Source organism: Methylobacter tundripaludum, assembly GCF_002934365.1.
Classification (GTDB): domain Bacteria; phylum Pseudomonadota; class Gammaproteobacteria; order Methylococcales; family Methylomonadaceae; genus Methylobacter_A; species Methylobacter_A tundripaludum_A.
The window spans coordinates 189,309-201,358 of the sequence record NZ_PTIY01000003.1 but is presented as its reverse complement, the minus strand read 5'-3'; the positions used below and the strand labels follow the sequence as shown (position 1 = coordinate 201,358).

Here is a 12,050-nt window from a genome sequence, read left to right as displayed (position 1 = left end):
TTGTCTGGCGGGCTTTTAAGTCAGGCGCATCGATTGAATTTGCGTAAGCGCAATCGAATGACCCAGTGAAGCCGCTTTGGCAATCCACATAATGGCAAGGCTGTCGTCTTTAGGTAAGCCGTTACCCTCCAAATAGCAACGCCCCAGCAAGTGCATGGCGTCGGTAAAATTTTGCTTTGCCGACAATTCCAGCCAGTACACAGCGCTTTTTAATTTGTTTTTTTCTAAAAAAAGCAATGCCAAGTCATTTTGTGCTTTTGCATCGCCGGAGTCGGCGGTTTTGAGAAGTTCAATATCGTCGGCTTCAAGCGCAATGCAAATATCCTGTTTGATCGAATCGAAGCAGATCATGGTTTTGTAATTGGCTCCGTTATCGGAGCACTTTACACTGCCGTCGGCGATGCGGCGTCTTATGGTGCGTTCGCTCCATTCGGTTAATGTAGAGGCTGCTTGAAGGCTGATGTGCTGCATGTTACATCCCCGATTTCAAATGAGTGTAATGTGTTGGCAAGGCTTTTGGGTCGGCATTGTTGTCGTGGCAGGGTTTTTTGACCGGCATTTTATCATGGCAGCGTTTTTTGTCGGGCATTTCTATTTTGACGGGTCTTTTCGGCTTGCACTATTGGCGGGTTCTTAACAGAGCCTGTGATTGCTTGAGTAAGACTATTTGCCTGTTTTATAAAGAATATAGGTCTGTGGTAGAAAATTGAACGCGAGTTCTTAGAAAGCTTGGCATAACTTATGCATATGCTTTAAGTGTTGTTTATTTTTAACTTTAAGAGGATTAACTGATGAATTCATTATCAATGAAAAAAGCACAACAAGGTTTCACCCTGATCGAATTAATGATCGTGGTTGCGATCATCGGTATTTTAGCGGCTGTTGCGATTCCTGCTTATCAGGATTACACAATTAAAGCCAAAATCGGGAATGCTCTTACTTCAGTGGACGCATTAAAGACCGCTGTCGGTGTTTGCGCGCAGGAAGCAGGTGGTATATTGACTAACTGTAGTACCGGTAGTAACGGTGTTCCTGTCTTTACTGCAACTAAAGAAATGGCTTCAGCCACTGTTGCCGCCGGCGTAATAACAGCTACTTTAGCTACAGGTATAGGCACTGGCGTAGACGGTCTAGCGATCACCTTTACACCAACCGTTGGTACCAGCGCCATAACATGGGCAAACACTACGACTGTAACTCACCCTGCTGCTCTGGCTGCAATTACAAAGAATAACTAATTTATCCAGTTAGCAAGTAAAGCCACGGCTATCTTGCAGGATAATTAGAATACAACCCAAGGGCATCTCCGGATGCCCTTTTTTGTTACTCATTTGAATCAACTAAATCAAACGCTTATTGTGGGTGGTGTGTTGCATATCATTGTTGATTCCACAGAAAGCTGCGATGGTGATAATACGCGAGTGGCTTGCTGAATTGATCGCGAGCCTAGACGCTTACTGGTGGACTACCACGATCACCTTGTTTTGGGCAGTCAAAATTTCGAACTACTCCAGGAAATACCGATTATGAGTCAATCTACCCCCCCTCGTTTCCCTTGCAGAACTTTTTTATCATCACTGGTTTTATGCTTGCCGGTTGCTTTGCTTTACAGCCAGTTTCTCTGGAATCCTGTGGTTTTCGATGATGAATATTTTTTCGATGGTACGATTCATAATCAATACTTGGATAAAGTATTCAGTTTTGATTTACGCTGGTTGCCATACGCTACCCTTGAATGGACTCGTTCACTATTCGGTTTGGACCTGATCTGGTTTCGCGTCGGTAACCTAGCGCTGCATCTTGCAACGACTGTTGCACTATTTATATTTTTGCGCCGATTGTTTGAACGGATTATTCCCGATAATGACGAAAGTAAAGAGACTCTGTCGCCACATTGGTTGGCTTTTTTTGGGGCATTGATCTTCGCTTTGCATCCTGTCTCCGTTTATGCGGCAGCCTATTTAGTTCAGCGTTCCACTCTGATGGCGACGTTGTTCGCCTTATTAACCTGGCGTTTGTTTCTTGAGGGGCTAATCAGAGACAACTACCGCTGGCTGCTGGCTTCCGTCGTCACTTATTTTCTGGCTGTACTCTCGAAAGAGCATGCGATTATGGTGCCTGCGGTAACGATAGTTCTATTCCTGTTGATCAACAATCAACCTATCCGCCAACGATTGATGCTGGTTTGGCCGACCTTTGTGCTCTATGGTTTGATAGGCGGATTTGTCGTTTTCCAGATCAAGGCAAGGCATATATTGGGACAGGCTTATGAACCAATAGCCGCAAATCTAATGTCTTCGCTGGGTTCGGGTTTCGATGAGCGATTAGCTTATCCTTTGTCGATGCTGACGCAGTCTTTCTTGTTTTTTAAATATCTATGGGTATGGATTGCCCCAAGCCCTGCGTGGATGTCAGTTGATATTTACCAGACCTTCGCTTTGCGACTATGGTCGTGGCCGGAAATTGCCGGTTTAATTGGTTTTGTGTTTTACCCTATCATAGCAGCTCGCCTGTTGGGGCAGAGAGGAATAAATGGCTTGCTGGGATTTTCTTTACTTTGTCCTTGGTTATTATTTGCTACTGAGCTTTCAACCATAAGGATTCAAGAATCTTTTGTTCTTTATCGCAGTTACCTGTGGATGGCAGGTGCCATGGCTGCCTTACCTTTTTTGTGTCAAAAATTAAACGCCAAGCAAGCGATATATGCGCTCTTGTTTGTCGTATTGTTTATGATGCCTTTATCCTGGCTCCGGCTGAGAACCTTTTCGCATCCTTTATTATTGTGGGATGACGCTGCACGACTGGTCGAGCATAATGAAGAATACTATCCAGGTATGGAAAGAATTTTTTATAATCGCGGAAATGCTTTCAATCATCAAAAACAGTATTTTGAAGCTATTGAAGACTATACTAAAGCAATCAGATTGGGGAGGGATTCAGGTTACCTTGCTCCCTATGCCTATAATAATAGAGGTTCAGCCTATTTGGAAAGTCACCAGTATTTGCAAGCGTTAGGTGATTTTAATAAAACTATCGAACTCGAACCAAAACATACAACTGCTTATCTCGGTAAAGCGCGGGCGTTAGAAGCGCTTAATCAATATGTGGCAGCGGCACAAGCCTATCAACAAGCTTGTTCAATGGGAGCTTCATCGGCCTGTCAAAAAACCGGGCAGCCTGCGGTTCCGGGCAAGACGTTAAGCGAGTACCTTTTACAGCCATAGGCAAAAGGCACTTTTTGGGGAATGGAATGTGTTTTCCTAAAGCTGTAAATAAAGTTTTTACATCAGCGGAAGTATCTGGTTAAAAATCTTCCCGTTGGTTGCCAGGATATTTTTCGGAAAGAGTCCTTTATTACCTTGAAAGTCGGTAATCGTAGCGCCTGCTTCCTCTGCAATCAATGCGCCGGCGGCAACGTCATACAGGTTTAGTTCCTGCTCCCAAAACGCATCAACTTGACCATCCGCAACCAGGCACAGGTCGATTGCCGCAGAACCGAAACGGCGCTGCCCGGTTGTTATCTCGGCGATCCGGCAGAAGCGCTGAAGATTGTTTTCTTTTAAGTAAGAGCGCAAGCAGGCGAACCCGGTCGCGATCATTGCGTCGGCAAGGTTGTTTTCGTTGGATACGGTAATGGGCCGGCCGTTTTTCCAGGCTCCTTTGCCTTTTTCGGCGGCATAGTAATCATCCAGTGCGGGCGCATAGACGGCCCCGAAAACTAGCTCCTGATCGATTTCCAGTGCGACGCTGATGCCCCAAAAATACTGGCCTCTCGAGAATGAATGCGTTCCATCAATCGGGTCGACGATCCAGCGGCTGGTTTGATTGGCGCTTTGACCGCTTTCTTCGCCCCAGAAACCGAATTGCGGGTAATGCTTGGCCAGGGCTTCTTGTAAAAAAGCTTCAACAGCGACGTCGGCAGCGGTGACCAGGTCGCGGGGACTTTTTTTAGTCACTTCTAAATTCTTCAGGTCTTTAAAATGAGTCATGGCGATCGATCCGGCTTCACGGATCACGTTTTCAACAACGGCAAGCGAAATGGGCATTTATAGTAACCTTGCAGGTAAGGGGGAGGGTGGCGTTTGATAGGAGCAGGGTATAACCGGCTCAACGCTGTGAATGGTTTTGTGCGCCAGAAAGTCGGTCATCTAAATCAGGTATGTTCTGGATAAGGCAATTAAATGGAGCGCACTGTTATTTCCGCGCGAACCATATCTTTTGTCGATGATTTTTTCAAGGCATATTAGCCAAACGGATGAATAAAAGCGGTAATGCAACAGGCTGCTTGGTAGTTGTCTGTTGTAAAAGCCGAGGTTAATAGCTCTGCGCCATTAAGTTAAGGTTCCGGCAGGGAATACCGGAATTTACGGCCTTATAAATCGCAGCCGTGGCTGGATGCCGGTGCAAATTTACCTCTGGCAGATTTGCATTAACCCGGTGGGCTTCAGCCGGGATAATTCGAGGTGGCCTGTCAGAACACCCGGCATGGCAAACTCAACTTAATGGGGCTGAGTTTGGTTGCCATGCCGGGGGAATGCTGTTTCATAGCAGCGATTGGTTTATTCAGGGTTCTTATATACGAACAAGAAAGATAATAATGACCACAAACAACAGGGTCGTTGCAAATTCCTCGATTCGTTCAGCGAACGGCGGTTTGCCGTCCCCCATAATCAGTTCAACTCGATTGGTCACTTGGTCGCGCATGTGTATTCGTTGTTGCAACATGGTATTTCTCCTAATGATTTTTAGTATAGCTGCGCATTTGGCCTACTAATACGCCTTGAATTTCAACTTGCTCGGGGTTGTAGTGCATCGCTTCCATCGCTGAGTTAGCGGGGATAAGTAATGTTTCGTGGGGGTATTGCTCAATAAATTTCAGCGTGGCCTCGGCTTTGTTGATCAAGGCCACCACAATTTCACCATTACGGGCATAGCTGCGTTGTTCAATGATCACCCAGTCGCCATCATAGATGCCTTGCTCAATCATTGAGTCGCCCTTCACTTTAAGGATATAGCAGGGCTTTTGCGTTTTCAGCTGCTCAGGAATAGCCATATAAGTGATATTTTCGACGGCTTCGATCGGTTTTCCGGCGGCAATAATGCCGACAAACGGCAGCGAGCTTTGATCGTCGGAATGATTGATCATTTCTTTTGCGTAGTTCGTCAGGCGAATACCGCGCTGTTTGCGTTCGGGAGCTTCGATCAGGTTTTCGTTAATCAAGGCCTTAATATGGTTATGCAAGGAGCCGCGAGACTTTAAGCCCATGCACGCACAAAGCTCTTCCAGCGTTGGCGGATGGGGAAACTTATCCTGATTTTGCAATAAGAAATCGAAGACTTCTTGTTGCTTTCTAGTGAGTGATTTAATCATAGTCTGTTCTTTGTTTGTTTTTAAAAAATATAGCACGAGAACAAATAAAGAACAAGGAAGAATTGAAGCTATCTTTTTAGCTTAACTAACTGATGGTGTGCAGCTTGGGGTATGATTGGCGCTAAGGGGGATTAAAGATTACCCAGATTACTTTTTTTGAATTGGAGGATGCCATGCAATTTGTTCCTGCACTATTACCCCGCCTGATTCAGGCAATTGATAATGTAATCGAAGCAAACGCCGAAGAAGTGACTGCGTTGGATCAGGCTATCGGCGATGGCGATCATGTGACTAATCTACAGCGCGGAATCAAGGCGCTGACAGCTCAAAGCGATGAATTGGCGGCTCAGCTTGATTGGGCGGCGACCTGGCAGAAAATCGGTATGACTATGATGACGGCGGTGGGCGGTGCATCAGGTTCTTTATACGGTACGCTGTTTGTTGCGATGAGCAAGGCGGCTCGCGAACGGCCTGTCGTGAGCGGAGTCGAACGGGCTTTGGATTTGCAAACTTTTGCAGAGATATTCAGTAGCGGTGTGGATGCGGTAAAGCTGCGAGGCAAGGCGGATGCAGGCGAGAAAACAATGTTGGATGTGTTGATTCCTGTGGCGGCAAGTTTGCGGCAGGCTGCAACCGATTCTGTGGCGTTATCTGACGTTCTGAAAAATGTTGTGCAGGCGGCGATAACAGGAATGGAGTCTACCCGGGACATGGTGGCCACCAAAGGCCGCGCTTCTTTTCTGGAGGAGCGCAGCCGAGGGCATATCGATGCGGGCGCTAAAACCAGTCAGTTAATGATTTGCGCGCTGGTCGGTGTGTTGACAGAAAATTTAACAACCCCATCGTAAGGTTGCAGTATGGACGGGGGCGTCCCACAGGCGGAGCAGTTCATCATCAAGCAAGCTCAGGGTGATAGAGCAGCCCGCCATATCGAGTGAAGTGGTGTAGTTGCCGACCAGGGAGCGGCAGATGTTAACGCCGCGTTTTTCCCAGAACCGGGATGCCAATTCATAAATCAGGTGCAATTCCATCAAAGGCGTCGCACCGAAACCGTTTATATGCAACAACGCCGATTGGCCCTTTTGCGGTTTCAGATCGTCATCAATACTGCCTGCCAGGTAGTCGACAATTTCGGTAGCGCTGCTCATGGCTCTGCGCTCGCGTCCGCGCTCGCCGTGAATGCCTACGCCCATTTCTATTTCGTTGTCGCCGATGTCGAAAGTGGGCTTGCCCAGTGCGGGGACGGTGCAGCTGCTTAATGCCACACCCATTGATGCTGTGACAAGGTTGACCCTATCGCCTAATGCCTTGCAGGTAGCTAAGTCCGCCCCCGATTCCGCCGCCGCGCCGACGATTTTTTCAACAATCAGGGTGCCTGCAACGCCGCGCCGTCCTGTGCTATGGGTTTTGGGGAAGGAGACGTCGTCGCTGACCAATAGGGTTTCGTGCGGACAATCCAGCATTTCAGCCGCGATTTCGAAATTCATCACATCGCCTGCATAGTTTTTGACGATGAATAAAACGCCGCCGCCGTTTTCTACGGCTTGTGCAGCCGCCAGCATTTGATCGGGAGTGGGGGAGGTGAATATTTGACCAGGGCAGGCGGCGTCGAGCATACCCGAACCGACAAAGCCTGTATGCAAAGGCTCATGGCCTGAGCCGCCGCCGGAAATCAGTGCAACTTTGCCGGGTGCTGTGGGTTTTATGCGCTTGACGAAATGAGGTTGGGCGTTGAATTGAATTATATCTGCATGGGCTTTGGCAAAACCTGAAAGGCTCTCGTCAAGCAGGGTATCAATGTTATTGATGAGTTTTTTCATTAAAGCGGCTCCGGGTTGTTTTCATAATGGCGACAGTGAGTCTGATTGCGTAGTAAAGGCAATATGGCCGTCAAGGCATATATTTATAGTGGTGTTTATGCCTATTGCCTGCATCCATGTAGGCAAGAATAGTTAGTTTTGCAAGGCTTGTGTCACGGCGCGGATGTCCGGCATAACCCAGGTGGGGCGGTAATCCGATGTCTTAAAATCTTCTTCGGTGGATACGCCCGATAAAACCATAAGGCTGCGTATGCCGGTGCGAACGGCGCCAAGAATGTCAGTTTCCAGCCGGTCACCGATAGCGACTGTTTGAGCAGGGTCAACGCCCAGCAACGCGAGGGCTTGCTGATAGATGATGGGCTCGGGTTTGCCGATGATGGTTGGCGTTACGCCGGTGGCGGCCGTTAATGCGGCCAGAATTGCGCCGTTGCCGTGGGTGAGGCCGCGTTCTGTGGGTAACGTGGTATCGGCATTGGTGCCAATGAATTTGGCGCCGGCGCGAATATTCAGCGTAGCGGTTGCCAGTTTGTCCCATGACAAGTTTTTATCCATGCCGCAGACAACAATATCAGCCCCCATGTCGGGATTGTCTTTGTCGTCATTCAATTCATAGAGATCGGTCAGGGTAAAGCCGCGTTCAATAAGCGGTTGCCTGGCGCCATCTTCGCCGATTACAAATACGCGGCTTTCTGCGGGATTGTTATGTTCGCTCAGGTACAGTGCTGTCGCCATGCTGGAGGTCAGGATTTCATTGTGGGTAACTTCCACGCCCATCTGCGCCAGTTTGATTACATACTGTTCTTGAGTCAGCCGGGCGTTGTTGGTCGCCAAAATAAAGCGGATTTGTTGATTGCGCAGGGTTTGAAAAAAGTCAGTCAGTCCGGGCATTGGTTGATCGCCATGCCATAAAACGCCATCCATATCGATAATGAGTGCGCGAATATTGGTAAAAGGTTCCATCAGGTTGTTTCTCTCTAATAATTGGTTTTTGTTTGAAGCTTGACATAAAGCGCTTGATTTTGTCCAGGCTCACGTCGTAACGGCTGGAAATCGGATCAGTAGTGCGAGTTATGCGATATTTATAGATGATGTTAGCTGTAGGCTGATTGCTGGCCTGTCGAAATACTTGCAATTAATCATGCTCTTATCTACGGTTCTGCGGTGGTATGGGTGGGTTTCGGGGTAAAGAATCTCTCATATTGATGAGTCCGGGTTTAAGGGGCATTCTACCGGGCTGAATGAGATAATTATGAAGGGCAAGTTGACTTGATCTCAGGCATATAAATTTAAAGCCCATAACATTCCGTTTGTATCTTTCGTTCATCCGGCTGTTATTCATGCGCCAACGTAGAACATTGGGCATTGGGCATTGACATCGATCCCCTTTCTACTTTAAAGTTACGTTCGCATAAAGAGTAAGTAACTAAAATTATAACTATTACTATAACCCATCGGAGCACGCATCATGGCAAAACCATTAATACAAATGGCATTAGATTCATTAGATTTCGATCAAACAGTAGGCCTTGCTACCTTAGTAGCTCCTTACGTTGATATCTTTGAAATCGGAACTCCATGCATTAAATATAACGGCCTTAACCTGGTTAAAGAATTAAGAGCAAGATTCCCAGAGAAACTGCTTTTGGTTGACCTTAAAACTATGGACGCAGGCGAATACGAAGCAACACCTTTCTATGCAGCAGGTGCTGATATTTGTACAGTTCTAGGCGTATCCGGCCTTGCAACTTGTGCAGGCGTTATCAAAGCAGCAAATGCATACGGTGCAGAAGCCCAAATCGATTTAATTAATGTTGAAGATAAAGTGGCGTGTGCACGCGCAACTGCTGAAATGGGTGCTCATATCATGGGTATTCACACAGGTCTGGACGCGCAAGCAGCAGGTCATACGCCTTTCGCTGATTTGAACGACATCGCAAGATTAGGCTTAAACGTCAGAATTTCTGTTGCCGGTGGTATTAAACCGTCAACTGTACAAGATGTAGTTCGCGCAGGCGCAAACATCATCGTTGTTGGCGCTGCAATCTATGGCGCGGCTTCACCTGCTGATGCAGCGCGTGAAATTCGCGAATTGGTTGACGCGGTATAATTATGCATCAGCAACTTATCATAGAAAAGATTTCAGGTGTTCTTGAAGCTACAGATGATACCTATGATGTAAAGTTGACCCAATTGCTCGATAGCGCCAAGCGCATATTTATCGCAGGTGCTGGGCGTTCCAAGCTTGTTGGAAATTTCTTTGCAATGAGACTGGTTCATGGCGGTTACGATGTCAGCGTCGTCGGTGAAATTGTCACGCCTAGCATTAAAAACGGTGACTTGTTGATCATTATTTCCGGTTCTGGAGAGACTGAGCAACTAATAGCATTCACTAAAAGTGCAAAAAAAATAGGTGCTAAGATAGTCTTAATATCTGCAAAAAACAGTTCGACCATTGGCGACTTGGCAGATGCGGTATTTCAAATCGGTAACGCGGAGCAGTATGGTAAGGTGTTAGGAATGCCTATGGGGACTGTGTTTGAACTATCTACCTTGTTTTTCTTGGAAGCAACCATTTCTCATATTATCCATGAAAAGGGAATTCCAGAAGAAATCATGAGAGAAAGGCACGCTAATTTAGAATAGCTGCACAGGAACGAGTGGTTATGACCACTCGTTCTAATCCTTGTGGGTAACCGCCGAAAGAACATTTCGTGGCAGAGTCGAATAGACTGAAAAGTCACCATTTAGTAATCTAATAATAGTAAGGAGAAGAATATGACTTCGCGTCGAGAATTAGCGAACGCCATACGCGCTTTGAGCATGGATGCCGTGCAGAAAGCAAACTCTGGACATCCAGGCGCACCTATGGGCATGGCGGACATTGCCGAGGTTTTATGGAATGATCACCTGCGCCATAATCCGTCCAACCCAAAGTGGTCAGATCGTGACCGTTTTGTACTTTCCAACGGTCACGGATCAATGCTGATTTATTCGTTATTGCATCTGAGTGGCTATGATTTGCCCATGAGTGAATTAGCCACTTTCCGTCAACTACATTCAAAATGTGCGGGACACCCTGAATACGGTTATGCGCCAGGTGTTGAAACAACGACTGGTCCGTTAGGACAGGGCATTGCCAATGGTGTTGGTTTTGCGATGGCTGAAAAACTGCTTGCAGACCAATTCAATCGACCAGGTCATAAAATTGTTGATCACCATACCTATGTGTTCATGGGTGATGGCTGTTTGATGGAAGGTATTTCTCATGAGGCCTGTTCATTAGCAGGTACTTGGGGTTTAGGCAATCTAATCGCTTTCTGGGATGACAACGGTATTTCTATTGATGGTCATATTGAAGGCTGGTATACGGACGATACGGCAAAACGTTTTGAGGCGTATGGCTGGCATGTTCAGTCAGTAGATGGGCATAATCCAGAAGAGATTAATAAGGCAATTGCCACGGCTAAAGCGGTAACTGATATGCCTTCATTGATCTGCTGCAAAACAACTATTGGTTTTGGTTCGCCAAACAAAGCAGGTACCCATGAATGTCATGGTGCGGCTTTAGGCGAAGCAGAGGTCAATCTGACTAAAGCTGCTCTAGGTTGGGATCATGGTCCGTTTGAGATTCCTGCCGATGTCTATGCTGGATGGGATGCTAAAGCAAAAGGTGCGAAAGCTGAGGAAGCGTGGGATGCTAAATTCTCTGCCTACGCGGCGGAGTATCCAGAATTAGCAGAAGAATTCAAACGTCGTATGGCTGGTGAGTTGCCTGCTAATTGGAAGACTGCGACTGATGCATTGATTGCTGAGACCAACGCAAAAGCAGAAAACCTGGCTTCGCGTCAATCTTCACAAAAAGTGATCGGCGGATTAGCCCCTACATTACCTGAATTTTTAGGTGGTTCTGCGGATTTGACAGGCTCTAACTTAACCAGTTGCAGCAGCTTTAAACATGTCAGCGGTAAAGAGCCAGGTAATTACATATCCTACGGTGTGCGTGAGTTCGGTATGTACACTATTATGAACGGTATGGCGTTACATGGTGGCTTATTACCTTACGGCGGAACATTCCACATGTTCTCCGATTATGCAAAAAGTGCTTTGCGTATGTCAGCGTTAATGAAAATTCGCACCATTGCTGTTTTAACCCATGATTCTATTGGGCAAGGCGAAGACGGTCCAACACATCAGCCGATTGAGAACACTTCTGCTATGCGTTACATTCCAAATATGGATGTCTGGCGGCCTGCCGATACCACGGAAACGGCCGTTTCTTGGGTCATGGCGGTTGAACGTATGACAGGACCTACAAGCTTGGTGTTAAGTCGACAAGGATTACCTTTCATAGCGCGTACTGATGATCAAATCGCAGCTATCCGCAAAGGGGCTTATGTCATTTCTGAAGCGGCGGGTAAAGCCCAGGTTATCCTGATTGCAACCGGTTCAGAAGTCGACTTAGCGATAAAATCGCAAGCAGCCTTAGCAGAAAAAGGAATTCAAGCGCGTGTTGTTTCGATGCCTTCAACAAATGTATTTGACCGTCAAGATCAAGCTTATAAAGACAGCATATTAACACCGGGGGTGAAACGTGTTGCGATTGAAGCAGGTATTACTGATTTTTGGCGTAAATATGTTGGCTTAGATGGCGCAGTTGTCGGTATTGATACTTTCGGCGAATCTGCACCGGGCGGCGTATTGATGAAGCACTTCGGCTTTACTGTTGAAAACGTTGTTAAAAACGTAGAAGCGGTACTTTAATTTTAAAAGCCATATCTGTGTTGGTTGTTACTCATTGAGTAGACTTAGAAATGATTGAATTGAGTGCTAATTCATCGATAAGTCAAAGGTACAACGCA

At 46.7% G+C, this 12,050-nt stretch carries 12 protein-coding genes; 6 read left to right on the top strand and 6 right to left on the bottom strand.

Annotation, left to right across the window (positions count from 1 at the left end):
• Positions 1-15: 15 nt before the first annotated feature.
• A complete protein-coding gene (locus tag B0F88_RS05165) occupies positions 16-471 on the bottom strand; it encodes a tetratricopeptide repeat protein (RefSeq protein WP_104422871.1) in 456 nt (151 codons plus the stop codon).
• Positions 472-806: 335 nt separating this feature from the next.
• Between B0F88_RS05165 and B0F88_RS05160 the strand changes: the two genes are divergently transcribed.
• Positions 807-1,238 (top strand): pilin, encoded by a 432-nt coding sequence (locus B0F88_RS05160; protein ID WP_104422870.1) that lies wholly within the window; start codon positions 807-809, stop codon positions 1,236-1,238.
• A 288-nt stretch (positions 1,239-1,526) separates the two neighbouring features.
• Complete coding sequence (locus tag B0F88_RS05155; RefSeq protein ID WP_146083317.1) at positions 1,527-3,224, top strand: tetratricopeptide repeat protein; 1,698 nt, start codon at positions 1,527-1,529, stop codon at positions 3,222-3,224.
• 57 nt (positions 3,225-3,281) lie between these two features.
• Here B0F88_RS05155 and B0F88_RS05150 read toward each other — a convergent pair whose 3' ends face one another.
• The 3 genes from B0F88_RS05150 to lexA all read right to left on the bottom strand — a co-directional run bounded on the left by B0F88_RS05150 (position 3,282) and on the right by lexA (position 5,371).
• Positions 3,282-4,046 (bottom strand): inositol monophosphatase family protein, encoded by a 765-nt coding sequence (locus B0F88_RS05150; protein ID WP_104422868.1) that lies wholly within the window; start codon positions 4,044-4,046, stop codon positions 3,282-3,284.
• 526 nt (positions 4,047-4,572) lie between these two features.
• Entirely contained in the window at positions 4,573-4,725 is a 153-nt protein-coding gene (locus B0F88_RS19315) for a hypothetical protein (protein WP_181049837.1), read from the bottom strand.
• 10 nt (positions 4,726-4,735) lie between these two features.
• Positions 4,736-5,371 (bottom strand): transcriptional repressor LexA, encoded by a 636-nt coding sequence (gene lexA / locus B0F88_RS05145; protein ID WP_104422867.1) that lies wholly within the window; start codon positions 5,369-5,371, stop codon positions 4,736-4,738.
• A 173-nt stretch (positions 5,372-5,544) separates the two neighbouring features.
• On the opposite strand from lexA, the gene dhaL reads away from it, so the two are divergent.
• Entirely contained in the window at positions 5,545-6,219 is a 675-nt protein-coding gene (dhaL, locus tag B0F88_RS05140; RefSeq protein WP_104422866.1) for a dihydroxyacetone kinase subunit DhaL, read from the top strand.
• Here dhaL and dhaK read toward each other — a convergent pair.
• Positions 6,202-7,191: a dihydroxyacetone kinase subunit DhaK gene (gene dhaK, locus B0F88_RS05135; protein ID WP_104422865.1), complete on the bottom strand. Its 990-nt coding sequence runs from the start codon at positions 7,189-7,191 to the stop codon at positions 6,202-6,204. The genes dhaL and dhaK overlap by 18 nt on opposite strands.
• Before the next feature lie 132 nt (positions 7,192-7,323).
• A complete protein-coding gene (locus B0F88_RS05130; protein ID WP_104422864.1) occupies positions 7,324-8,151 on the bottom strand; it encodes an HAD-IIA family hydrolase in 828 nt (275 codons plus the stop codon).
• Positions 8,152-8,656: 505 nt separating this feature from the next.
• Here B0F88_RS05130 and hxlA point away from each other — a divergent pair.
• From hxlA to tkt, 3 genes are all read left to right on the top strand, one after another.
• A complete protein-coding gene (gene hxlA, locus B0F88_RS05125) occupies positions 8,657-9,298 on the top strand; it encodes a 3-hexulose-6-phosphate synthase (protein WP_104422863.1) in 642 nt (213 codons plus the stop codon).
• A 2-nt stretch (positions 9,299-9,300) separates the two neighbouring features.
• Complete coding sequence (hxlB, locus tag B0F88_RS05120; protein ID WP_104422862.1) at positions 9,301-9,834, top strand: 6-phospho-3-hexuloisomerase; 534 nt, start codon at positions 9,301-9,303, stop codon at positions 9,832-9,834.
• A gap of 132 nt (positions 9,835-9,966) precedes the next feature.
• A complete protein-coding gene (tkt, locus tag B0F88_RS05115) occupies positions 9,967-11,952 on the top strand; it encodes a transketolase (RefSeq protein ID WP_104422861.1) in 1,986 nt (661 codons plus the stop codon).
• The last annotated feature ends 98 nt before the right edge of the window (positions 11,953-12,050 follow it).